We start from the raw sequence: 23,517 nt of genomic DNA, 5'->3' as shown, positions 1-23,517 counted from the left end.
TAATTCAATAAAAGCTCCCAGATTGCGGTAGATATTTTTAAATATTATTTTGTTTTTTTTGACTTGATTATAATAAAAGATGGACTTCGCGATTCGTTTATTAAATCTGGCATTTTCTCTATCCCTGCCAAAGTTGATTGTGGTTCGATTATTTTATCCAGCGAAAGCCCGTGTTCAATCAAAGTATTTATTAATGTGGCAACAGTTCTATGATAAATAACCACACTATCGTCAACAAACCAGTTGTGTACTCTGATTCCTTCTTCTTGATAATTATCTAATGCCCAGTGTGATGTATTACCATCCTCAGTTTTTATCCAATGGTTGCTTCCTTTGCGAGCTGTTGCTATTGGATGTTCGGTTGAAAAGATAAATTCACCACTGCTTTTTAATAGTTCATTAATCTTTTGAATCATTGCCGAGTAATTTTCAATGTAATGTATAGAGAGGGAACTTATAATCAGGTCGAACTTTTGATTGGTTAGTCCCATATCCTCCATAGGAAGACACATAAATTCTATGTTATCATCCTGATTTAACTTTTTAGCACGTTCAATCATATTTTTGGATATGTCTACACCTATTACGTTTTTTGCACCATTTTCTATACAATACTTTGAAAAATGACCATCACCGCAACCCAAGTCTAATACCGATTTTCCTTTCAAACACAGAATTAATGATTTGATTGCTGGCTGTTCTATGAAGTCATTAGCGTTTATTCCACTTTCACGCAATGCTGTGTAGTTTTTGAAGAAATTCGGATTATCGTAAATATTTTGTTTCACCTACATCACTCCTCAGATAAGGTTTTCATAGATTAAGTTGACTTCTGTTTCCAAATTATCATACTAACCATAAAAATTTTGTCATCCTTTTATTATAGTAATGGTTTTGAGGAAGATATCTCGAACTCAATACTTTCACAATCCTGCCCGTTTGCTGAATAATCTGCTGTAAATACTATACCGTATTAAGAAAATTAACCTTTATTTTAATTATAAGCAACAATCTTTACGAAAAGAGCCTTTTATTTTTTATTAAGCTATTGAAACGATAGTGAAGGGACGAGAGCGTAATGAAGCGAGAACTATCGAAATTAGCGGATGTACTAGTCAATCATTCGACTAAAGTGCAGCCTGGTGATCATGTGTTAATTCAAAGTGTTACTGAAATAGATCCCGCAGTAGTTCGTGAAATTATTAAGTCTGTGGAAAAAGCAGGGGGATATGCGCATGTATCAATGCGCGATGTTTCTGTTACAAGGCAATTAATTCTATCAGGATCTGAAGAACAATTTAAGTTATTTGCAGATTGGGAGAGTTATCGATTAAGTAAAATGCAAGTTTATATTAATCTCCGTAGTCCTAGAAATGCATATGAATTAGCAGATGTACCGGCAGAAAAAATGAAGTTATATCAAAAGATATTTGGAAAAGCACATAGTGAAGCAGTGTATAAAACGAGATGGGTGACAACTCGCATTCCGAATGCGGCTTCTGCGCAAGAAGCAAATATGAGCACGGAGGCTTATGAAAAATTTTATTATGATGTATGTACGTTAGATTACAAGAAAATGTCGAAAGCAATGGAGCCATTAAAAGAATTAATGGAAAAGACAAAACGAGTGAGGATTATTGGAGAAGGAACGGATTTGGAGTTTTCTATTGAAGGAATAGGTGTTTTAAAGGGGGATGGTACGGATAATATCCCGGATGGCGAAATATATACAGCACCTGTTAAAGATTCTGTAAATGGAGTAATAACGTTTAACACAGTATCTGTTCAACAAGGTTATGCGTTTCAAAATGTAAAGTTACATGTTAAACAGGGGAAAATAATAGAGGCATATGCAAATGATACAGAGCGAATGAATCGAATTCTTGATACGGATGAGGGAGCGAGATATATTGGAGAATTTGCATTAGCTTTTAATCCTTATATACTACACCCGATGAATAATACGTTATTTGATGAAAAAATAAATGGTAGTTTTCATTTAGCGATTGGAGATCCGTTACAAGGTGCAGACAATGGGAATAAATCAGCAATACATTGGGATTTAGTAAACATTCAAAGGCCAGAGTATGGCGGTGGTGAAATTTGGTTTGATGACGTACTGATAAGAAAAGATGGACGTTTTATTTTGTCAGAGTTGTTCGGATTAAATGAAGAGAATTTGAAAAGGTAAAGTATTTTATTGAGATTATGTAAAATAGATTAAAACACAACGTATCAAACTAAGCGATTTATCGTGTGATTTTACACTCATTTAATATTAATAGGTAAATAGAACAATTGGTGCCAATTGTTGAATGGGTAGTGTAAAAAAGACAAAATCTCTTAAAAAACACTTAAATTTTTACTCCATCTATCTTTACAATCCCTCCTTATAATATGAATTGGACAAGCAACTAAGAGAACGCAGAACATGTCAGTTTATACATTCTATTATTAGGGGGAGAAATTGTATGAAAAAGGCAGTTGCTTCATTAGCTGTTATGGCGGTATTATTACCGACATTTACAATGCATGCGGAAGAGAAAGAGCGAGTAAGAAAAACAGCTACGATGTTTAATGTTATTAGTGACATTCAAGGGGATTTAGGGGATTTTGATCACGTATTAAAAGATATGAATAAAGTAACGCCACTTTCTAGAGCGCTTATTATGAATGGGGATATAACGCCAACTGGACAGCAGTCACAATATGATGATGTGAAGCGTGTGTTAAACAAAAATAAGCACCCGGAGAATGTATGGTCAACGGTTGGGAATCATGAGTTTTATGCTGGGAAATGGAAAGCTGATGGAACGTTAGCTCAAAATACATGGCCAAATGGTGTAACGGAAGAAACACTATTCAACCGCTACTTGCAATTTAGCGGGCAAGAAAAGGTATATCATAAAAAAGAATTAGACGGTTATCCGCTTTTATTTTTAGGAACTGAAAAATATATGAAATACCACGATTCGAAAATGTGGGATGAAGTATATATGAGTGATGAGCAATTAGGATGGTTAAAACAAAATTTAGAAGAGTATAGTCAAAAAGATAAAAATAAACCAATTTTCATTTTCTCTCATCACGTTTTACCGGATACGGTATCTGGATCAAGACAAAATCCGTATTTACAAGATTATTTAAACATTGATAAATTGTACGATATATTAAAGGACTATCCGCAAGTTGTTTTCTTCACAAGTCATACGCATTGGGATTTAAACTTACCAGACTGGGCTGGTAAAAAGAAAATTGCAGGCGGAGATGAAAAAGGATTTACGGTTGTAAATACGGGTGGAATTGAAACAGGCTGGATGTCAGCTGGACCAAATGGCGGAGAGAAGACTGCTCCCGATGGATATTCATTTAAACAAGGATTACAAGTGAAAGCATATGGTAACGATGTAATCGTAACAGCTTACGATTACAAACGTGATAAGGATATAAAGAAATTATCAATTAGTGATGCGAAAATCGCACAAATGGCACCAGATGTGACGGCTGATGATAGAAATAATGTAATCGTTGGTGCAACAGAATATATGGAGTACTCTGTAGAAGGAACGAACGAGTGGAATACGTATAATCCAGGAAACCCGCCAAAATTTGATGGCGACAAAATCGTATACGTACGTCATAAAGGGGAAATGAATTTACAGTCAGGATTAACGCAGCTTCTTCGTTTTTTGGCAAATAAGTGATTGGAGAGAGCCCATCTCAAGAAGAGTGGGCTCTTTTTTGATTGATGAGAAAGTATTTCTGTTTGTGATTTTTTGTCGGTAAATCGATATATTAAGAAAATCGTTGATATATTTCAAGTTACGATCGATATATTTGAAAAATCGTTGATATATTGCAAGTAATGAACGATATATTAAGAAAATCGTTCGTATAATTTCATTTACCGTACTGGAGTTAAAAAACATTGATATAAATTTCATTTACCGAATTTCAATACATTTTTAATCCAGAAAGGTGACTTCATCATTTTTCCATGTAATAATAGTATGGTTACATTTACTGTGAAAGAGTATAAAAGGAGCGTTTTTGATGAATTTAGCTAAATTCCCGAGAAAAAAATATACAGAATCATATACACCAATTGAAAAGTTAAACAATTTTTCTGAAGCACTTGGTGGGCCAACTATTTATTTTAAACGAGATGATTTACTTGGTTTAACAGCTGGCGGTAATAAGACGAGAAAGTTAGAGTTTCTAGTTGCGGATGCACAGGCAAAAGGTGCAGATACGTTAATTACAGCTGGTGGTATTCAGTCAAACCATTGCCGTCTAACACTTGCAGCTGCGGTAAAAGAAAAAATGAAATGTATTCTTGTGTTAGAAGAAGGGCTTGAGCCAGAAGAAAAGCCAGACTTTAATGGAAACTACTTCTTATATCATTTATTAGGCGCTGAAAACGTAATTGTTGTGCCAAATGGAACAGACCTTATGGAAGAGATGCATAAAGTAGCGAAAGAAGTAAGTGAAAAAGGAAATAAACCATATGTCATTCCAGTTGGTGGATCGAACCCTACTGGAGCAATGGGATATATTGCTTGTGCGCAAGAAATTATGGCTCAATCATTTGAACAAGGAATTGATTTCAGTTCAGTTGTTTGTGTAAGTGGTAGCGCTGGTATGCATGCTGGTTTAATTACTGGTTTTTCCGGAACACAAAGCAAAATTCCTGTAATCGGAATAAATGTAAGTAGAGGAAAAGCGGAGCAAGAAGAGAAAGTAGCAAAACTTGTAGATGAAACTTCAGCTCACGTTGGTATCCCAAACTCTATTTCACGCGAAGCAGTTACATGTTTTGATGAATATGTAGGACCAGGATACGCTTTACCAACACCAGAAATGGTTGAAGCAGTACAGTTACTTGCGAAAACTGAAGGTATTTTACTTGACCCAGTTTATACAGGTAAAGCAGTAGCGGGACTAATCGACTTAATTAGAAAAGGTAAATTTAATAAAGAAGACAACATTTTATTCGTACATTCAGGTGGCTCGCCAGCTTTATATGCGAATACATCTCTGTTTGCGTAAGTGTGAAAAAGCATTGGGTATCCAATGCTTTTTGTTTTGAATTAATGTTGAAATTTGATACAATTTCGTGAATATGCGATGATTTTTCAACATTCAATGGTAAATAACGAGAGATATATAAAGGAGATTGATGTATGACAGAATTTTGGGAAGCAAGTTTTATAGAAAATCAAATGATGTGGGGATTTGAACCTTCAGACTCCGCAATTTTAGCGAAGGACTTTTTCCTTGAAAAGAAAGTGAAGGATATATTGATTCCTGGTATTGGATATGGAAGAAATGCAAAGGTTTTTATTGATAACGGAATAAACGTAACAGGTATTGAAATTTCAAAAACAGCGATTGAATTGGCAAGGCAAAATGAACTCAATGCTGATTTCTTCCATGGTTCAGTAACGAATATGCCTTTTGATAATAAACTGTATGATGGTATATTTTGTTATGCACTTATTCATTTATTAAATAAGGATGAGAGAGAGAAGTTTATTAAAGATTGTTATAGTCAGCTAAAACCAAACGGATATATGATTTTTACTACTATTTCTAAAGATGCCCCAATGTTTGGGAAGGGTAAACAACTAGGTAAAGATTACTTCGAGATAATGGAAGGGGTCAAAATGTACTTTTATGATGTTGACTCGGTAAAAGAAGACTTTGGAAAATATGGACTGATGGAAACTACAGAAATTGTGGAGCCACATAAGAATATGGAGAGTAAACCTCCATTTAAATTTATAATGATCAAATGTCAAAAAACACTATAATTAAAATTGTGTAAAAAATAGTGAACTGTTACTTAATAAGCCGGATGAGTAAGCTATTCACGCTTACTCATTATTCTTTAAAGGCGAAGTAAGGGAAGCTAAATGGCTTCCCTTACTTCGCTTAATTTTTATTTTACGTGAAATGATAACCGAACCAAAGGAAAAATAAAATAATTGCTGTATTAAATAATGTAAAGGTTAAACTGATAATAGATAAAATTTTCTTTTCGGTACGACTACAAAAAGAGATAACTGCTAATATAATTGTTATAACAGCGGAAGCTAATATGAAGTATGCGAAAGGAACCGCATATTCTACACCAACTCTGTCTAAAATAGGTGAGAAGAGAAATAGATTAATAGTAACGAATATACTTACAATAAGAAACGTATAACTTTTCCAAGTGTATGTTTTTAGTTGCATCGAAGGGCACTCCTTCCTTATTAGTGTTTATATGTCTAATTGCAAGTTATTTACCTTTATTTTACAATTAGGGATGCTTTTTATTAAAAAGAGAGGGACTAATATGCGAATTAGAAAATTGACTTTAGTGTTTATTGCTATTTGTATATTCATAGTAACAGGCTGTTCAAATATACTAGGAAATGAAGATCAAAGAATCGAAGTGCAAAAACGTGTTGGTGATGATAAATATGAAGATCTTAAGATAGTGACAGACAATAATCAGGTGTTGCAAGTAAAGAAAATATTAAATGAAATTCATTTTGAAAATAAAAAAGTGGAAATGTCTCGTTCAGCTGATTATCACTTTGTTTTTCAATTTAAAAATCCGAAAATAGAGGCGAAAGCTGTGTTGTATCAAATTTGGATAAGTCCTAATAAAGATAAAGTAGAAGTAATGGCGGGGGATAATCGGTATGCTCAATTAGAAGGAAAAAATGCAGCCACTTTGTTTTGGATTGTTACGGGAGAGAAGTTAGCTGAATAAAAGTATAAGGTACTTAACTTTTTGGTGTTTATTGTAATGATTTACTACGTGTAAGGGACTATTCAATGTGTCGTTCTATTAAGAAATCTAAATTAAATCAATTAATTGCGATAAAATCTAGTTAAAAATAATGAAATTTCAGGAAAAATAAGGTACACTAGTCAATGGTTTTGGTTTAAAATCGATTGACGTTAATGTATACGGGGGAAAGATTAATGAACAACAATACAGTAAATGAATCAGTTGAAGAAGTTGATAGAAAACGAGTAAGATCAAGCAAACGTTTTACAAATTGGAAGTTTATCGCAGCGGGTATTGGTATAGTTGTACTTCTCATTGGGGGAGTGAGTTATTATCAGGCAACTCACTTCAATTCGAATGTTACGATTAACGATACAAAAGTCGGTGGTTTGAGCGCTGATCAGGCAATACAGAAATTAAAAACATCTGGATTAGCAAACAAAGTCTATGTCGATCAACAACAAATTTTAGATGAAAAAGATACAAAAACGGAACTTACGGAAAAAGATTTGCCTCAAATTAAGAAACTATTAAAAAGCCAGTGGACATTTTTCCCTTCTTCAAAGGAAAAAAATTATTCATTGCTACCGGACGAGGCGGATCAGTATCGTAGTGAAACGATGAAAAAACTTGTAGAAGAAAAGCTCATCTCTATGAATGAAAAATTAAAAGCGCCTCAAGATGCTATGGCGAAGCTTGAACAAGGAAAAGTTGTTATTTCGAAGAGCGTTGATGGAAAACAGTATGACGTTACTAGTCTACTGAAAGATTACGACAAGCAGAAGTATAAAAGTGAAATTCATCTGAAGTCTACATACATAAAGCCTATTAAAGAAGACGATCCGATTGTCAAAAAAGAGGAGGAAGCACTACAAAATCTTCTTCAACAGTCCGTTGAGTATAAAGTGCAGAATGAAGTTTATCCTTTAAAAGCGAAAGATTTAATTCAAAATGCCTCTATGTCAAAGGATATGAAAGTTACAATCGATGCGAGCGACATTAAGAATAAGATCGCTGAAATTAATAATGCTAAATCAACGTTAAATAAAGATTTCGCATTTAAAACTCATTCTGGTTCGGTCATATCAGTAAAAGGGCAAGGCTATGGCTGGGCACTAGATGTTGAAAAAGAAACAAAACAAGTTCAACAAGCCTTTGAAAAGGGTGAAAAATCGCTATCTGCTTCTAATATTCACGGAAATGGTTGGGAGAAGGAAGGTATCGGTTATAAAACAACTTCGAATAATGGCATCGGAGACACGTATGCGGAAGTTTCAATTGCAGAGCAACAAATTTGGATTTACAAAGATGGAAATTTAGTAGTTACAACAAATGTAGTAACTGGTAAACATAGCACGAGTGAAGATACATCACCAGGTGTGTGGTACGTTCTATATAAACGAACACCGTACACGCTGAAAGGTAGCGCAGTAGGTAAAGCTGATTATGCAGTTAAAGTAGATTACTGGGTTCCATTCACAAATAGTGGTCAAGGATTCCATGATGCAGGTTGGCGAAAAGACTGGGCAAATAATGCTTATTTAACAGGGGGATCAGGCGGGTGTGTTAATCTTCTTCCTAATGTTGCAAAAACTGTGTATGATAGTTTGAACACTTATGATCCAGTTATCGTGTACTAGAAAATAGAAATGCATGTATCAAGAACTTAAATTAATAAAAAAAGCAGGGAATCATGATTGAAGTGAACCTGAATAGTGGTACATGAAAAAGCACCTCCTGAATTCGCATACTAAGTATGCGAATTCAATAGAGGTGTTTTTCGTTTGAAGATAAGAATTCATTACCAGAAGAAACAAAGCGGAAAGAGATTGAGATGAAAAATAGGTATTCAAATAGTCAATAAAATTGACACTGAATATCATTTTCATTTATTATGAAGTCGTCACATGTAATTGGACATGATTTTTGTGAAAAAGTCTATTTTTTTATTAATATAATAGATTTCTATTAAGGTGTCACATTCAAGAACCATCACTAAATTTTTCAAGAATTTAAACGTAGGAAAGGGTAAAATAAAAATGAACTGGAAAAAAGGCGGATTATGGATTATTATTTTTTTCATTGTAAAAGGTACGATTTCTACACTTTTACTTGTTACAGGTGCTAAATATTTTAATTTATCATATATGCAACTTTTCGTACTAGTACTGATTTTATTACTGATTTCTCTCATAAGTCGAAAATTGCTCTATAGATATAAACAAAATAAAAAGCAAAAAGAGCTAAATATATAATGAAGCCCCAGAGATCTTTGGATTTCTGGGGTTTTACTATATATTTAGCTTCTTGCTATTTGTGGGCAGTAAACTCTCACCTCGAAATTTAGGTGGAGTACAGAAGTTTGTTGGGAGCCTTACTGCCCGTAAACGCCCGATTAGTGCGAGCTGATTAAAGTTTCACTTTATTTCAGCTACCAAGTAAAGAAATACATTCTTCCCCAAAAATGAAGTTTTAGCTTAATAGCGACGAGCTCCCGATAGTGGAAAATCTCCATGCTTCTATTAACTGGTTAGTTGAAGAAGAATTTGTTCCACAACTCTTAAGTTATTATAATATAAAAAAATTAAATTCACCTTCTACAATCCATTCAAATGGCTCAATCACCGCATCTTTTGAATTCCCTGAAAGTACTAAACTTAAGCAAAATAATTAACAATCCTATGTAAGAAAGTTTAGGTAGCTAATAGCATATGTTTTATTGAAAGGATGTGATTGAATTATGGAACGGCCGAACTGGGGAATTGGAGGATTAGTATTCGTTGGCTGCATGTTTCTTGGTGGAGGGGTGGGATCTATGTTAGGAAGTACCCAAACTGGATGGCTAATAGGAATGGGTGCTGGATTTCTTGGGATGGCTTTAACGAGACTGATTAGAAAGTAATATAACGGGGATTCTTCTTTCAGTAAATAAGGAAATATGCATGTAAGTAATTAATGGCATAAGAGCTCTATAAATTATAGTTAGAACCTTCTCTTTTGTATTTGTCTTTTCTAAATTTCTCCATACATAGATATGATTCTCAAGTCGGAGGATGGCACCTTAGGGTGTCTTTTTTATGCTCTCTAAAAATGTCTTAACATATAATAGTCGAGTTTTGTCTTCAGTCTCCGATGCCCATCAAACATAAAATAAAAATTCTTGATCATTTAAATTCTGGTAACCATTCAAATGATCAAGAATAATTGAGCTAATAGATTTCGTTAGATTGCCATTATCTTTTTTGTAATAGAATAGATTCATTACCGTTTCAGACCGATGTATTCATTCATAACCTAACAGTAAAAGGGGGATGATTAAAGGTATGGCGATTAATGAGGGATCAATTTGTCAACAGTTTGCAAGAATTATCGGCGGCCAAGAAGGATTCGCCGGTGGAAAATGCGTGGCAACAATAAACCGGGATGAAATACGCGCAACGATCTTGGGAAAACGTTTTAGAGTAACAACTTCCTTCTCATTTGAATCAAGAGATAATAAAACTGGACGGGCATTATGCTTAGGCCGGATAGCACTCTTGCAAAAGGAAGTTACTGAATTTGTTGCTACAATTATTAAACAAGGAATAATAGTTTCGTCTATACACAATGAGTGGTTATGTGATAATCCAAATTTGATTTACGTTAATATCGAAGACGTTGATGATCCACTAACTTTCGCAAGAAAAGTTAGAAGAGCGTTATGCAATTAACCGACTTTTTTAGTTAATTGAGTGATTATGTTGATTAGAATATTTCAGAGTGTTGAATGGTATATTTGGAAAATAGATTTAAGTGGATGGTTTTATAAAATCTCATATATAGCTAAAAAGAGTAACTCCATTTTGATCACTCTTTTTCAAAATGGAGTTTTTGTAATTACTTTTAAATAAGGAGTGAAGAGAGCTTTTTAATCAATCTTTATTCTGAAGCTACAGACGAGCATACATTATGCTCGTTTTTCAATTGGTAGTTTAAATGTAAAAGTACTGGCTTCTCCTAATTCACTTTCAACGGTAATTTCTCCTCCGTGTAGTTCTATAATCCATTTTACCATCGACAATCCTAAACCTGTGTTTCCATTGTTTGAAGATGTTCGTGCTGCGTCAACTCGATAGAAGCGGTCCCATATTTTCGCAATATGTTGCTCGCTGATGCCTATGCCATTATCGGAGACTTTACCTATTATGTTGGTTTCATCACGGAACAGTTGCATATTCACAGTGCCGTTCGCTTTGCTATAAGCAATCGCATTCGTTAGTAAATTCATTAATAAACGCATCATCAATGTTTGATCTGCTTTAATAAACAGGTCTTCTTCTATATTAGTTGTTATATTAATCGAAGCTTCTTGAACCATTAATGAAAGCTCTTCTACAACGATTTCCGTTAATTCACTCATATTGATACATTCAAATTGAAAAGTATTATGCTTTTCTTGGTCAACTTTTGCTAATAATAAGAGTTGCGAGATTAACGCGGACATTTTACGTGATTGCCTTAAAATTACTTCTAACGATTCTTCCATTTCTTTCGGATTATTCCTCTGCGATAAAGCGTATTCGCATTGCGAAATAATAACAGATGTTGGTGTTCTTAATTCATGAGATGCGTCAGATGTAAATTGTTTTTCACTTTCGAATGATGTCTCCAATCGCTCAAACATTTTGTCAAAGGTTTGTGCTAAATGATACATTTCGTCTTTCGATGAACCTTGTAAATTAATTCTCTTCGAAAGGTCTTTACCATCACCAATTTCACTGGCTGAATCACTCATTTGTTGCACAGGTCGAAACGCTCTTTGCGTAATAAAATATCCACCCACTGCCGCAATGAGAATAAGTAATGGAAATGAGATGAGTGTTACCACAATAAGCGTATTCATGGTCGATGATAATTGATTCATGGTCATTATTCCACGAACCCAGAATTGCTCATCGCCGCCTACATTATGGAGGAAATCATATACTATCCATTCTTTATTACCATCTTTAATGGTTTGTATTTCATCGGATTTAAGCGATACCTTTTTATTAAATCCTGTTGGACTATGTCCTGCCAGCAGCTCACCTTGTTTACTATAAATGAGGATATTTACTCCATCTTCTAAATTTTCAAAATCATCGTCAATCTTTAACTGTCTATGCTTATATTCGATATCTTCAATGCTTTCTTTTACTGTGCTCTTCAATTGATTTTTCATATTAAAGAGCACAACTTTATCTGAAGAAGTTAAAATAAAAGCTAACACGAGCGCCATAATAATTACAATTAGCCCCGTATACCACAGGGTCACTCTCATTTTTATTGATAGTCTTTTCATGATTCTACTCGCAATACGTAACCAGTGCCTCGTACTGTATGAATTAACTTCGTTTCAAACTGGCTATCAATTTTTTTGCGAAGATAGCGGACGTAAACATCAATAATATTCGAGCCACCTTCATAGTCGTAATTCCACACATGTTGCTCAATTTTATCTCGTGTTAACACAACTTCTTTATTACGAATCATATATTCTAAAATAGCAAATTCTTTACTGGAAAGATTGATAACTCGGTCGCCCCTTGTTACTTTATGCATATTGCAATCCACCACTAGGTCAGCGATTTCAAACACATTAGATGTATTTCCTGTTTTTCTTCGCATCAACACTCGAATTCTTGCTAACAGTTCGTCAAAAGCAAACGGCTTTACTAAATAATCGTCCGCACCTAAGTCGAGTCCTGTTACGCGATCATCAATCGTATCTTTAGCTGTAAGAAGCAAGACAGGAGTTGTATTATTGTCCGCGCGTAATCTTTGTAATACTTGTAAACCATCTATTCCGGGAATCATAATATCAAGCACAATCAAATCGTAGGTAGCCATGCTTATATAATCCAAAGCATCTTCTCCATTCCCACATCCATCGACACTATAATATTCTGCATTTAATCGTTTTACCAATATATTTTGTAAGTCTTGTTCATCTTCGACAATAAGAACTCGCATTAACATTCTCCTTTTCTTCTTATTTATATGTATCACTATAATTCCAAAACATTAAAGAAAGATTAGAAACTATTTAATTATATCATTTTATTTTTTGCACATTAATCTTCCTTTAATGTTTGTTCAGTAATATAAGGACATGGATAAGGTGCACATGTAAAGGGAGGAGAACATAATGGGAAAATGGATGATGATTGGAGCAATGTCTTGTTTAGTTTTAACAGCTTGTTCTACTCAATCTGATAACAATACAGAAGTAAAACAACTGAAAGTGGAAAATGATAAATTACAAAAAGAAGGTGCTCAACTACAACAAGAACCACACAAAACAGGGCCTGCTATGAATGATACTAAGCAAACACAAGATTTCAAAAACGAAGTTACATCTATTGTAGAAAAGGCAAATAACACGAAATCAGTTGGAGCAAAAGAAGATAACTTAAATACGTACTTAGCAGCAAAAAAAGAAATTGACCAATTAGATGACAAGATAGATCTATCTGAAGATCAGTTAGAAGCAGATTATCACGCTGGAACGATAACTGTTGAACAATATCAAATACAAGAAAGAGAACAAGATATACTTGAAGATCAATTAGAGCAAGCAGAAAATGCACTTGAAGTAAGATTTGGAATAGATGATTAATCATTAAGGAGTGGATGAAAATGTTAAAACATAAAAAGAAAATAATTATAAGTGTAATTGCTATTTTAGTAAGTGGTATTGCTATTGTTGGTGGATATTATGGTATGGGTTACAATTATGCAAAAAAGAATGAAAACTACACAGAGAAACAAGTTCGTGAAATTTCTTTAGCTCATACAAATGGAGAAATTATTAATGTGAAAAAAGAATTCGAATTAGAAGATGACAACTTAGCACAATCTAAATTTGAATATGAATTGGAAATCAAGACACCTGATAATCTGTTAAATATTTTAAAGGTTAGTGCTAGAACAGGCACAATAGAAATCAATAATGAAGATTGAAGAAATATTGACAAATAAAATATCATGTATTTTAAAAAACTCCTAACAAAATTTGTTATGAGTTTTTTCACGTTTATACTCTACTATTCTAAAAGGGGAGCCGCTACATCGCTATCAAGTTAAGAAATACACTCATCTGAAAAACGAAAAAATGAGCTGAATTCTCATAAATAACTGTAGAGATATAAATTTTTCGTTTTGGAGATATTTTAAAATCTTAGGTGGATGGGCATTTGGTGCTATTTTTTATTATACATCTCTAAATTTTAGAGAATGTTCACAGCTGTAATTTTGCAGGTTGAAGAACAATGCAAACAAGATGAAGATAAGAAAAAACAAGAGCAACAAAAAACAGCTGTAAATACTGATAAAAGTAGATATGAAAATGAGCTTAAACCAAAAATTGATTCCATGATAAAAGAATATGATGAGATATGGAATCAAGAATGGCGACCTATTTGGGGCGAAGCAAGTAAAGACCCTGCATCTGTCGATCAGAACGCTTTAAAAGAGAAAATGGAGGCAGATACAAATAGATACGATGAACTATCCAATAAAAATACAGCATTTAAAGATGGTGCGAAACTAAGCGATCCTGTATTAAAAGAAAAAATCGAAAAATTTAGAGTAGAGTTTGGACTAGCAACGAATTATAGAAGTAATGCTGGAAGAGCTGTAACTCAAGGGATGAAAGGTATCGCTCCGTTGAAAGGAAGAATGGAGGAAGCTCAAAAATCCATTAAACTTTCCAATCAAAAACTAATTAACGCATTAGCTAATCTAACTGAAGTTGAATCGAAATTAGGAGTTAGTCGTAATTAGATATCTAGCAAAATATAGATTTGAATCATATTTCTCGATGAACAATATAACTTAACGTGGTAAAATGATATATCCATAAAAAGGTAATTCGATATAATATTATTTATATGGAATATTAAAATGTAGCTAGGGGAAGTGAATATGGACAAGAAGTTAACGTATTGGCTAGGATCTATCATAGGGGTAATAGTACTTGCAGCTGGTATGACTTATGGAATGTTACAGTTTGCTGAAGTACCAATGGGTAGTGATAAGCATGCTTTTGCAGAGTCTGATTATAAAGAAGCACACCATCGAATGAAGCAGAAATTGAAGGTTCAAATGCACAACTTCACATCACTAAAAATTCTACTGAAGAAGAAGTTATTTCAGCTATGCATAGCATGACTCATCAAAAAGTAAAAGTGAATGACGGACGGGGAGCAACTCCTATGTCTAAAAAGAATGCAGGAAAAGTAAGAAGCATTCTAAACCAAAATGATTTTAAGAACAAAGAAGAACTATTAGCAATCACTGAAAGATGGGTAAATAGAGATTTTAGTAAAATCGTAGAAGAACATAACTATTTCTGGGAACTTCAAGACGGCAAGATAGGTGAAGCTACAGAAATGGATCCGATAGAAGAGCAAACATTCTCTTTAAATAATTTCGGTGATGAAGTAACAGCCGCATTACATAAATCAGGAGATCTTCAGTACGTTGCAGAGTAATAAATATCTATAAATTATAGTTAGAAGCTTCCCTTTTTGTATTTATCTTTTCTAAATTTCTTCAATCCATAGATGTGATCTCAAGTCGGAGGAAAGCACCTTAGGGTGTCTTTTTTTATTACCCTTCGACAAAATATGACAATACACAAATAAATCGTTTGCTACTATGAGATGAGAAATCTTACATTTTAAAAAGAACTATTTAAAATAACTAATACAGATCGGAGGGAAAAAATGAAACGAAAGTTACTTACGGCGTTAACATGCGGTACATTACTTCTGAGTATGACTGCTTGTAGCTCAAATGAGAAGCCTGCAGCTGAATCAAAACCTAAACAAGAAGAAAAGGTTCAGGAAAAACCGAAAGTTCGAACTATTCAAAAGCAACAAAAAGATAGTTATGTAGTAAGTGAAGATGATTTATCTAAAGCAGCACAGTCGATTGGAGAAATCCAAAACGAGCAGACTATAAATGACATGATGATACATATGTCTTTCCAAAAACTCATATTCAATGGGAATAATCTTCATGTTTCTGGTACCCGTGATGTAGGTCGATTTCAAATGACCAAAGAAAACATTCAGTACTTAAAAAACAACTTAAATGTTATCAATAATGATGAAAGACAAAAATATGAATCTATTCTGAACAAATGGTACGATGGAAATTTCGAATCTGCAGTTGAAGACTATAGTGAAATTCATTATTTACGTTCTGGAAAAAAGCTAAGTGTGGAGGGATCTAAACTAGCTAAAAAAACTGATAGTGATGAAAAAGAATTTATTCTCCATTTCTTTGGTCAAGAAGGATTAGATATTCATAATAAAGAGTGGAGACATGGAGAGTTATAGAAATGAAATTGAATTTCACTCCACTAGGAAGTAAAATGTTTTTACTCTGCAATACGGTATTTCCTTTGGGGGTAGTATCACATCGCCATCAAGCTAAAAGAACCAGTTATCCTTAAACAATAAATACGAGCAACATGCTCAAAATTTTCGTTCAGGGGGATTATGATATCTTAACTTGATCGGTTCGGCATGTGTTTTTCCACCTAATTAATAGCTTGTTCTCTTCTATATAACTTTTTAAAATATAGATTTGAACCATATTTCTCAATAACCAACATTACTTAACCTTGTAAAATAATATTCGGATGGGAGTCCAATACATATTATTAAAATTAAGATGATTTAACTCGGAAGAAGGCACCTTAGGGGGCCTTTTTTTCTTAAAGGACCTGTGCAATTATGGTTGGAATTTCATTCTGTTTGACACATATCCCCAGGTTATCTGGACATGATAAAAGATGAGGTGACTAACATGAAGGATAAAATATTAGAATTAGTACCAGGATCGGTAAAAAAATTACTCCAGAAAAAAGTTAAAGATGGAAACCGATGCATCATTGATTTGGTTGTGGATGATGCAACTGCTTATGGATTTGAACCGGAGCAAGTAATCCCCTGTATCATGGCGGGTTATTATGTTTATGAATCTACCACCTATCCCAGTGAAATGGAGGAAGAATGGAAGCTGAACTTGGTTTTTCATGCGGCCAATCGCTCGGCAATGAAGCTTCTGTCTTATGGGAAGTATAAAGCGAAACAATCTGAAAGTGGATGGATGAGATATACAAATCCATAAGGTTTACTTAACATACACTAACTAGCTTGGTGAGCATGAGGCACCGTCACATGCCCATCAACTTGAGATTTTGAAATACCCCCAAGTATTTTGGTGAAAAAAGCCGAAGCTAGACATGCACACACATATAAAACCAAAATAATTTAACCATCTATGTACATTTTTCATTCTTGCCCTCCTTAAACTACATTTTATCATTCCCTCCTGTTTTTGGGTGTGAGTGCTGGCTAGTCATGTGGTGATACCCCTATATAGGGCTTTTTCTTTTTTCTCAATGACCAACATTACTTAACATGGTAAAACAATATTTGGATGGGAGTCCAATACATATTATTAAAATTAAGATGGTTCAAGTCGCAGGAAGGCACCTTAGGGTGTCTTTTTTTGCGTTTATAGGGGTAGAACCACACATCCATCAACTTAAGGATTTAGACTATTCTTAAACATAAAAGCACGTTACTATTCTCTTATGTTAATGAGAAAGGGTGACGTGCTTTTTATGAATATGCATCAAAAACAAGAGCTGTCTTTATTTGCCGAAGAGTTATATCGATATATGTCTCCCGCTAGACTTAATCAATTAGCTATAGAAGCAGGTGGAATGAAACGAAAACGTAAGTGCCATGGGCACCATTTTTTATCTTTGTGTGTATGGTTAAATCAACAAATCGCTACAACCTCTCTTACTCAACTTTGTAGTCAATTAGAAACTTCAACAGGAATTTTATTAAGTCCTGAGGGACTGAATCGACGATTTAACTCGGCTTCTGTAGCCTTCTTTCGAAATGTATTTACTACACTTCTACAAGCTAAAATTGGAGGATCATCTACAATTTCTCATTCTCTTTCTGCTTACTTTGAGCGGATTCGCATCCTTGATTCTACAACCTTTCAAGTTCCAGATCGATTCGCAGCTACTTATCCTGGTGCCGGAGGCTGTAGTCATACAGCTGGTGTGAAAATTCAATTAGAGTATGACTTGTTGAGTGGAGAGTTTTCTGATGTGAAAATTGAACCAGGAAAACGAAGTGATCAGGCATATGGGGCGACTCGAATGGACATGACACAAAAGAATGAACTATATATTCGTGACTTAGGGTATTTTCGTTTACAAGACTTTAAATCGATCCAAGATAAGGAAGGGTATTATTTATCGCGTCTTAAATTACCAACTAAAATATATAGAAAAGAATTCGAAACAGTGGTATTTAAAACAAAACCTGCTCAATTGAGACCGGTATATATACAAATTCATTTGGAAGACATCATGAACCAATTACAACCTGGCCAAGTGTATGAATTACATGATGTATATGTAGGGAGCAAAGACAAACTACCCACTCGCATTGTGGTTTATAGATGTACAGAGGAGCAAAAACAGAAACGTCTACATGATCGAGCTATTCGTGAAAAGAAAAAAGGGATTACATATACAGAGCGTACGAAACTTTTACAAGGAATTACAGTATATATGACAAACATTCCTACGGAATGGGTACCGAAAGAGAAAATCTATGATTTATATTCACTGCGTTGGCAAATTGAGCTGTTATTTAAAATATGGAAATCTTGGTTTCGAATTCATCGTTGTAAATCTATTAAACAAGAGCGATTAGAATGCCACCTTTATGGACAACTCATTAGTATCCTATTATGTTCTTCTACTATGTTTAAAATGAGAGAACTCCTGTTACGTAAGAAACAGAAAGAACTAAGTGAATATAAAGCGATGTACATAATTAAAGATTATTTCTTACTTTTTCATCAAGCACTACATAAAAACACCCAAGAATTATCAAAGATTCTCCTTCGTCTGTTTAACCTCCTACAGCGAAACGGACGAAAATCTCACAGATATGAGAAAAAAACAGTCTTTGATATTTTAGGTGTTGTGTATGAGTATACCACTTCTGCCCATCAGGTAGCATAACGAAAAATTTGAAACCCGTCAGGGTTTATTTGATGTGCCTACTTTTATAACATCTATAAAAGATAATAAAAAACTACGTGGAAAGACCGCATTTTGTATAAAAATATACGTTAAGTTGATGGATGTGGGGTAGAACCACATCGCTATCAAGCTAAGATTTTTAATTACCCCCAGAACGAAAATTTCATGCATCATTGACTACTGATAATGATGCGTTATGTAGACCTCACAGATAGATATGGGTATACAGTTCTTCTTTTATGGTACACTTCAATAAAAAGGGGGGGGAAGAGGTTTGAAAAAGTGGATTAAAATCACATCAACCTTAGTTATTGCTATAGCAGTTGGTATTTTTATTGGTTACAAAGTCGGTACGTATGCAGGTTCAGACGTTAAGGAAAAGCAGACTGAGAGAATTAAAGGGGAAGAGGTAATACTTGACCTCAACTCTGATCGTCATATAATCAATGCAATGCACAAAATGACTCATCAAAAAGTATTATCTCACGAAAAGCAAGGTTTTATAAAAATGACTCCAGAAAACATCGAAAAAGTACGTCGAGCGATTGATGAAAGTAATAGTGGAACCTTACAACATAAAGAACAGTACCTCAAGATTTTGGTTCGTTGGTATGAAGGCGATTTCTCTCAATCGGTTGAGGAGCATAATTTATTATGGGAATGGGACAATAACAGCACTGGTAAAGCATACGAATTAGCGACACCGGAACAAGAAGAAGCATACATTTTAGAACAAGCGAAGTCTGAAAAACAATAAAGGGGTATCGTTACCTCGGTATCAAACTAATAAAAAGAAATGCCCCCTAAAATGAAAAAATACGCTATTTTTTCTGTAGAATCCTAGGAAAGGATGGCGTTTTTTATGTCTGTTTCTGTGTCTGACGAATTACAACTATTTGCTCAAGAGATTCAAAGTTTTTTATCTCCAAATACCTTACGGGATCTTGCTAGAGATGTTGGTTTTGTATAACGAACCAGTAAGTACCAAGCAAAAGATTTAGTAGCTTTATGTGTATGGGTGAGCCAAAATGTAGCTATGACTGATAAAGTCCCAACTCGTGTGATTCTTCATCGATATGAGAAAAAACGGTCTTTGATATATTAGGTGTCGTTTACAATTGTACCCTGTCTGATAACCAAGCCGCTTAATTCAAAAAAGTGAAACCAGTTAGGGTTTATTTCGTATGCAAATCTTTCAATCACCTACACTTGCCCTTTAGAAAAAAGAAACAATCTCGCCTAAAATTGACTTTGCATAAGCTTAGCTTGATAGCGATACCCCAGTAAGAAAAGAAATAGGGGAAACACCCTATTTCTTTTTATTTTTATAATAAAATATAATTAGTAAGTCGAAAGTGATAATAATAATTAGAAGTAACAAGTGTATAAGTGCATCAGTTTTCCCGTTTAGTAAAGACTTTATAAAGAAATCCCATTCTTTTTCATAGGGAGGCTCTACCCAATTTCGTTGCAGTCCTAAAACCATTCCGTTTATGAAAAAGATAATACTTAATAGGATTCTTCCAACAAATACGGCAGCTACTTTTATATTCCAATGCTTTATCTTGATTATATAAAGGATTGGAAATAGTATAAGTATCCAAAAAACTATAATATAGACTGTATTCATCAGTTTCTACCCCTAACAAAATGATTGTTTCTTAATCTGGGTGAATTTTCAGGTTGAAGGTATGTTTAATTGTTAATGGTGTTCAAATCGTTGATGCACTTGCGAAAAAAAGGGGCCGGAATTCCAGCTCCTTTTTCTATCTCTCCGTCTCAAAAAACTCAATCCACTCTCCATCAGGACCAGCGAAGAATATGTAACGTGTTCCATCTGGTAATGTTTCGATTTCTTCTCCTAGTAGAAATGTTACTCCATGTTTCTGTATTCTTTTGATTTCATCCTCTAATGAATCCACTTTAAAGCAAATGTGATGTACTTTTCCTTCTGCCGGAAGGGAAGCGTTGTAACCTTCAATTAGTTCAAGTATCGTTTCTTTTGATTCTTCTACGCCTAAAAATGCGAGCTTTAAGTTTGGGTTTGGATGTCCCATGCGCTTAATAAGTTGTAAGCCAACTACTTTTTCATAAAATGAAATAGATGTTTCTAAATTTGTGACCATAAGTCCGACGTGTTCGATTCTTCTAACTGGCATGTGCACTCCTTCTTTCTGAAAATTATATACAATATATTATTGAAAATTAAGAAAATAAGCAAGATAAAAACCTTACAAATTTTAGCGTATTATATGGTATAGTGAGAAAGTATGTTTGGGGAGAAGGAAGGAGATTATACTATGAATACAACTACTCAAACTCCTTCATTATCGGAAACAATGAAAGAGTGGCATTATGCATTAGCATATGAAATTAAACATTGGAAAACGATAGGTGGTAGTAAAATCTCTATCATTAACGGTCGTTTTTTATATACAGATTATGAAAGTACAGTATACGTATTTCAGCTTATATCGGAAGTAAGTTTACCTGAAGGTTCACCAATTCGAATTGAGTTCGATGGTGAGGAAGCGACGGGGGAAGTATTATCTGTACATGGATTAGAAATCGAATTGAAGTTAAATGATTATATACAAGGCGAAATACGAGAAGCCGTTTTATACAGTGAACCGTGGCAATTGTTAGAACAGTTGCAAGAGAGATTGAAAGAAGCACATAAAGATAAGCTGAAACGTAATCGTATAAAGCGTCTTGTTGATGGGACGAGCAGTCCGAAACACCTTGAAAAGATGAAAAATACGAAAAATGAATTGGCGTATCGCTCTTTTTACAATCCGACAACGTATGTGTGGGGACCGCCTGGAACAGGGAAGTCGTACAATTTATCACGTATTATTTCGGCTCATTATCAAAAAGGAAAATCGGTACTTGTGTTAGCTCACAGTAACGCGGCAGTTGACGTATTAATGAGCGAAGTAACGAAGCAAATTGAGAAGAAAAAGAAATGGACACCTGGTGAAATCGTTCGTTACGGTTTTAGCCAACATGAACATATACGAAATCATGAAACGTTACTTACATCGAAGTTAGTTGAAACGACGAACGGATCTTGGGGAGAAGAAAGACTCTATTTAGAAGAGACACGACAAGATCTTCGTGAAAAGATTTTATCATATAAAGCGACTTCTGCTGATAAGAAGCGTATACAAGAGATTGAAAGTGATCTTCGAAAGCAAAAAGCGAAAATTAAAGAAGTAGAAAAAGAATATATTGAAAATGCGCAAGTAATCGGTGCAACGCTATCAAAATGTGCCATTGATTCACTTATTTATGAGCGTACATTTGATTTAGTTGTCGTAGATGAAGTAAGTATGGCATATGTTCCGCAAATTGCATTAGCTGCTTCTCTTGGAAAACGTATTGTCGTTTGTGGCGACTTTTTACAATTGCCTCCTATTGCGATGGCGAATCATGAACTTGTTCGAAAGTGGCTCGGCGAAGATATGTTTTATCATGCAGGGATTGTTGATTCTGTAAATAAATCAGAAGCACATCCCAATCTTTTTATGCTACAGGAGCAAAGACGTATGCATGCGGATATATCGAAGTTTACAAACTCATTTATTTATAAAAATAGAGTGTATGACCATCCGTCTGTTTCAGAACGTAAGGAGCTTGCACAGCTACAACCGTTCGCAAATGAAGCGAGTGTTTTATTTGATACGAGCTTAATGGGGGCATTTTCTTTAAAAGACGCTGCTTCAGGTTCGCGTTTTAATATTATGTCTGGTTTAGTAGCGATGCAAATGATTTTAATTGGACTGTTAGACGGTGTTCAATCTATCGGTGTAGTTACACCTTACAGGGCGCAGTCCCGCTTTTTATCAACGTGTATTAGAGAAATGTTGCAGAAAACTAAATATCAACACATACCAGTTTTAGCGGCGACAGTTCATAAGTTTCAAGGGTCCGAAAGAGATATGATGATCTTTGATACGGTTGATAGTTACCCACAAGAACGTCCTGGCGTGTTATTCTTTGATCATAAAAACCATCGTCTTGTCAATGTAGCAGTAACGAGAGCGAGAGGAAAGTTCATTCAATTATCAGATTGCCACTACATGCGTAAAAATCTGTCGAGAAAACAAGCGTTATCGCAATTAACCGCTCATATAGAACGTCACGGAGATGTGTATGATCGGACGACATCAAGACAAGTGTGGGAGCGAAAAATCTCGAAACGATTACGTTGGTTTATGGAAATGAATCTTGAAGAGCCGAAAGGGCTATTAAAAGATATTTTAGCGGCAAAACGAAAAATTATCATTTCCCTTCCAAGTACAAGGCAAGTAGATAAACGAGTATGGCAAGCGTTAATGCGTACAAATGCGCAAATAACGGTGTATAGTGATGGACCAGTTCCATTGAAAAATATAAAGTTACAAAGGCAAAATAAAGCATTCCCGTTTATAGTAATTGATGATGAAATCTTTTGGGCGGGGGCACCGCTCACATCTCAAATGATGTTTGAAGGTAGTACGGAATTTCCGTACATATGTGCAAGGATGCAAGCACCTGAAACAATTGGTGTATTAAAAGGATTTTTAGATATTCGGTAAATTCGGATAGGAATTCCTTGACTTTTACTTGGAATAAACTT

At 34.5% G+C, this 23,517-nt stretch carries 23 protein-coding genes and 2 pseudogenes; 19 read left to right on the top strand and 6 right to left on the bottom strand.

Features of this window, described 5'->3' with window-relative positions:
- Nucleotides 1-44 precede the first annotated feature (44 nt).
- Nucleotides 45-788 carry a class I SAM-dependent methyltransferase gene (locus tag EXW56_RS15060; protein ID WP_088099254.1) on the bottom strand — a complete coding sequence of 248 codons (744 nt, stop codon included), beginning with the start codon at nt 786-788 and terminating at the stop codon, nt 45-47.
- A gap of 290 nt (nt 789-1,078) precedes the next feature.
- Here EXW56_RS15060 and EXW56_RS15055 point away from each other — a divergent pair, with 290 nt between their 5' ends.
- The 4 genes from EXW56_RS15055 (at nt 1,079) to EXW56_RS15040 (ending at nt 5,813) form a co-directional block, all read left to right on the top strand.
- Nucleotides 1,079-2,191, top strand: coding sequence for an aminopeptidase (locus EXW56_RS15055; RefSeq protein ID WP_002199961.1), 1,113 nt, complete (start codon nt 1,079-1,081; stop codon nt 2,189-2,191).
- Nucleotides 2,192-2,471: 280 nt separating this feature from the next.
- Nucleotides 2,472-3,704: a DUF4073 domain-containing protein gene (locus tag EXW56_RS15050; RefSeq protein WP_002199962.1), complete on the top strand. Its 1,233-nt coding sequence runs from the start codon at nt 2,472-2,474 to the stop codon at nt 3,702-3,704.
- Nucleotides 3,705-4,053: 349 nt separating this feature from the next.
- Nucleotides 4,054-5,049, top strand: coding sequence for a D-cysteate sulfo-lyase (locus tag EXW56_RS15045; protein WP_002199963.1), 996 nt, complete (start codon nt 4,054-4,056; stop codon nt 5,047-5,049).
- A gap of 134 nt (nt 5,050-5,183) precedes the next feature.
- On the top strand, nt 5,184-5,813 hold the full coding sequence (locus EXW56_RS15040) for a class I SAM-dependent methyltransferase (protein ID WP_002199964.1): 630 nt from the start codon (nt 5,184-5,186) through the stop codon (nt 5,811-5,813).
- Between the two features lie 133 nt (nt 5,814-5,946).
- On the opposite strand, the gene EXW56_RS15035 is transcribed toward EXW56_RS15040, so the two are convergent.
- Nucleotides 5,947-6,237: a hypothetical protein gene (locus EXW56_RS15035; protein WP_215596719.1), complete on the bottom strand. Its 291-nt coding sequence runs from the start codon at nt 6,235-6,237 to the stop codon at nt 5,947-5,949.
- A gap of 103 nt (nt 6,238-6,340) precedes the next feature.
- On the opposite strand from EXW56_RS15035, the gene EXW56_RS15030 reads away from it, so the two are divergent.
- From EXW56_RS15030 to EXW56_RS15010, 5 genes are all read left to right on the top strand, one after another.
- The gene (locus EXW56_RS15030) at nt 6,341-6,763 is read left to right on the top strand and encodes a YhfM domain-containing protein (protein WP_215596718.1); all 423 of its coding nucleotides are present in this window, start codon (nt 6,341-6,343) and stop codon (nt 6,761-6,763) included.
- 215 nt (nt 6,764-6,978) lie between these two features.
- The gene (locus tag EXW56_RS15025; RefSeq protein ID WP_002199966.1) at nt 6,979-8,424 is read left to right on the top strand and encodes a L,D-transpeptidase family protein; all 1,446 of its coding nucleotides are present in this window, start codon (nt 6,979-6,981) and stop codon (nt 8,422-8,424) included.
- Between the two features lie 399 nt (nt 8,425-8,823).
- A complete protein-coding gene (locus EXW56_RS15020; protein WP_002110681.1) occupies nt 8,824-9,039 on the top strand; it encodes a hypothetical protein in 216 nt (71 codons plus the stop codon).
- 485 nt (nt 9,040-9,524) lie between these two features.
- Nucleotides 9,525-9,686: a hypothetical protein gene (locus EXW56_RS15015; RefSeq protein ID WP_000441013.1), complete on the top strand. Its 162-nt coding sequence runs from the start codon at nt 9,525-9,527 to the stop codon at nt 9,684-9,686.
- A gap of 421 nt (nt 9,687-10,107) precedes the next feature.
- A complete protein-coding gene (locus tag EXW56_RS15010; RefSeq protein ID WP_215597580.1) occupies nt 10,108-10,494 on the top strand; it encodes a DUF1259 domain-containing protein in 387 nt (128 codons plus the stop codon).
- Nucleotides 10,495-10,730: 236 nt separating this feature from the next.
- On the opposite strand, the gene EXW56_RS15005 is transcribed toward EXW56_RS15010, so the two are convergent.
- Nucleotides 10,731-12,104: a sensor histidine kinase gene (locus EXW56_RS15005; protein ID WP_215596717.1), complete on the bottom strand. Its 1,374-nt coding sequence runs from the start codon at nt 12,102-12,104 to the stop codon at nt 10,731-10,733.
- The gene (locus EXW56_RS15000) at nt 12,101-12,775 is read right to left on the bottom strand and encodes a response regulator transcription factor (RefSeq protein WP_002161191.1); all 675 of its coding nucleotides are present in this window, start codon (nt 12,773-12,775) and stop codon (nt 12,101-12,103) included. Before EXW56_RS15000 ends, EXW56_RS15005 begins: the two co-directional genes overlap by 4 nt.
- Before the next feature lie 175 nt (nt 12,776-12,950).
- Here EXW56_RS15000 and EXW56_RS14995 point away from each other — a divergent pair, with 175 nt between their 5' ends.
- From EXW56_RS14995 to EXW56_RS14955, 9 genes and pseudogenes are all read left to right on the top strand, one after another.
- On the top strand, nt 12,951-13,421 hold the full coding sequence (locus tag EXW56_RS14995) for a hypothetical protein (protein ID WP_215596716.1): 471 nt from the start codon (nt 12,951-12,953) through the stop codon (nt 13,419-13,421).
- Nucleotides 13,422-13,441: 20 nt separating this feature from the next.
- On the top strand, nt 13,442-13,765 hold the full coding sequence (locus EXW56_RS14990) for a PepSY domain-containing protein (RefSeq protein WP_002110675.1): 324 nt from the start codon (nt 13,442-13,444) through the stop codon (nt 13,763-13,765).
- A 273-nt stretch (nt 13,766-14,038) separates the two neighbouring features.
- Nucleotides 14,039-14,587: a hypothetical protein gene (locus EXW56_RS14985; RefSeq protein ID WP_002199970.1), complete on the top strand. Its 549-nt coding sequence runs from the start codon at nt 14,039-14,041 to the stop codon at nt 14,585-14,587.
- Between the two features lie 141 nt (nt 14,588-14,728).
- Nucleotides 14,729-15,297, top strand: a pseudogene (locus tag EXW56_RS14980) (PRK06770 family protein).
- Between the two features lie 234 nt (nt 15,298-15,531).
- Nucleotides 15,532-16,149: a DUF6241 domain-containing protein gene (locus EXW56_RS14975; RefSeq protein ID WP_215596715.1), complete on the top strand. Its 618-nt coding sequence runs from the start codon at nt 15,532-15,534 to the stop codon at nt 16,147-16,149.
- A 472-nt stretch (nt 16,150-16,621) separates the two neighbouring features.
- The gene (locus EXW56_RS14970) at nt 16,622-16,945 is read left to right on the top strand and encodes a hypothetical protein (RefSeq protein ID WP_002110670.1); all 324 of its coding nucleotides are present in this window, start codon (nt 16,622-16,624) and stop codon (nt 16,943-16,945) included.
- Between the two features lie 499 nt (nt 16,946-17,444).
- On the top strand, nt 17,445-18,875 hold the full coding sequence (locus EXW56_RS14965; protein WP_215557207.1) for an IS4-like element ISBce2 family transposase: 1,431 nt from the start codon (nt 17,445-17,447) through the stop codon (nt 18,873-18,875).
- Between the two features lie 295 nt (nt 18,876-19,170).
- Entirely contained in the window at nt 19,171-19,653 is a 483-nt protein-coding gene (locus EXW56_RS14960; RefSeq protein WP_215596714.1) for a PRK06770 family protein, read from the top strand.
- Between the two features lie 105 nt (nt 19,654-19,758).
- Nucleotides 19,759-19,938, top strand: a pseudogene (locus EXW56_RS14955) (IS4 family transposase); the annotation flags it as partial.
- A 267-nt stretch (nt 19,939-20,205) separates the two neighbouring features.
- On the opposite strand, the gene EXW56_RS14950 reads toward EXW56_RS14955, so the two are convergent.
- Together EXW56_RS14950 and EXW56_RS14945 are read right to left on the bottom strand one after the other, a co-directional pair.
- Nucleotides 20,206-20,529, bottom strand: a complete 324-nt coding sequence (locus EXW56_RS14950; RefSeq protein WP_427224266.1) for a hypothetical protein — start codon at nt 20,527-20,529, stop codon at nt 20,206-20,208.
- A 133-nt stretch (nt 20,530-20,662) separates the two neighbouring features.
- The gene (locus tag EXW56_RS14945) at nt 20,663-21,055 is read right to left on the bottom strand and encodes a VOC family protein (protein ID WP_215596712.1); all 393 of its coding nucleotides are present in this window, start codon (nt 21,053-21,055) and stop codon (nt 20,663-20,665) included.
- Nucleotides 21,056-21,166: 111 nt separating this feature from the next.
- Between EXW56_RS14945 and EXW56_RS14940 the strand changes: the two genes are divergently transcribed.
- The gene (locus tag EXW56_RS14940) at nt 21,167-23,476 is read left to right on the top strand and encodes an AAA domain-containing protein (RefSeq protein WP_215596711.1); all 2,310 of its coding nucleotides are present in this window, start codon (nt 21,167-21,169) and stop codon (nt 23,474-23,476) included.
- Nucleotides 23,477-23,517: the final 41 nt, after the last annotated feature.

This window comes from Bacillus mycoides, from assembly GCF_018742245.1.
Taxonomy (GTDB): Bacteria; Bacillota; Bacilli; order Bacillales; family Bacillaceae_G; genus Bacillus_A; species Bacillus_A cereus_U.
The sequence above is the reverse complement of the archived record's forward strand: the minus strand, read 5'-3'. Positions and strand labels throughout refer to the sequence as shown.

Coding starts and splice junctions, on each gene's coding strand:
- EXW56_RS14975 (WP_215596715.1), top strand. CDS start 15,532: ATGAAACGAAAGTTACTTACGGCGTTAACATGCGGTACATTACTTCTG.
- EXW56_RS15025 (WP_002199966.1), top strand. CDS start 6,979: ATGAACAACAATACAGTAAATGAATCAGTTGAAGAAGTTGATAGAAAA.
- EXW56_RS14995 (WP_215596716.1), top strand. CDS start 12,951: ATGGGAAAATGGATGATGATTGGAGCAATGTCTTGTTTAGTTTTAACA.
- EXW56_RS15020 (WP_002110681.1), top strand. CDS start 8,824: ATGAACTGGAAAAAAGGCGGATTATGGATTATTATTTTTTTCATTGTA.
- EXW56_RS15040 (WP_002199964.1), top strand. CDS start 5,184: ATGACAGAATTTTGGGAAGCAAGTTTTATAGAAAATCAAATGATGTGG.
- EXW56_RS14970 (WP_002110670.1), top strand. CDS start 16,622: ATGAAGGATAAAATATTAGAATTAGTACCAGGATCGGTAAAAAAATTA.
- EXW56_RS14965 (WP_215557207.1), top strand. CDS start 17,445: ATGAATATGCATCAAAAACAAGAGCTGTCTTTATTTGCCGAAGAGTTA.
- EXW56_RS15030 (WP_215596718.1), top strand. CDS start 6,341: ATGCGAATTAGAAAATTGACTTTAGTGTTTATTGCTATTTGTATATTC.
- EXW56_RS15045 (WP_002199963.1), top strand. CDS start 4,054: ATGAATTTAGCTAAATTCCCGAGAAAAAAATATACAGAATCATATACA.
- EXW56_RS15015 (WP_000441013.1), top strand. CDS start 9,525: ATGGAACGGCCGAACTGGGGAATTGGAGGATTAGTATTCGTTGGCTGC.
- EXW56_RS15050 (WP_002199962.1), top strand. CDS start 2,472: ATGAAAAAGGCAGTTGCTTCATTAGCTGTTATGGCGGTATTATTACCG.
- EXW56_RS15000 (WP_002161191.1), bottom strand. CDS start 12,775: ATGCGAGTTCTTATTGTCGAAGATGAACAAGACTTACAAAATATATTG.
- EXW56_RS15035 (WP_215596719.1), bottom strand. CDS start 6,237: ATGCAACTAAAAACATACACTTGGAAAAGTTATACGTTTCTTATTGTA.
- EXW56_RS15010 (WP_215597580.1), top strand. CDS start 10,108: ATGGCGATTAATGAGGGATCAATTTGTCAACAGTTTGCAAGAATTATC.
- EXW56_RS14990 (WP_002110675.1), top strand. CDS start 13,442: ATGTTAAAACATAAAAAGAAAATAATTATAAGTGTAATTGCTATTTTA.
- EXW56_RS15055 (WP_002199961.1), top strand. CDS start 1,079: ATGAAGCGAGAACTATCGAAATTAGCGGATGTACTAGTCAATCATTCG.
- EXW56_RS14985 (WP_002199970.1), top strand. CDS start 14,039: ATGTTCACAGCTGTAATTTTGCAGGTTGAAGAACAATGCAAACAAGAT.
- EXW56_RS14945 (WP_215596712.1), bottom strand. CDS start 21,055: ATGCCAGTTAGAAGAATCGAACACGTCGGACTTATGGTCACAAATTTA.
- EXW56_RS15005 (WP_215596717.1), bottom strand. CDS start 12,104: ATGAAAAGACTATCAATAAAAATGAGAGTGACCCTGTGGTATACGGGG.
- EXW56_RS14940 (WP_215596711.1), top strand. CDS start 21,167: ATGTTTGGGGAGAAGGAAGGAGATTATACTATGAATACAACTACTCAA.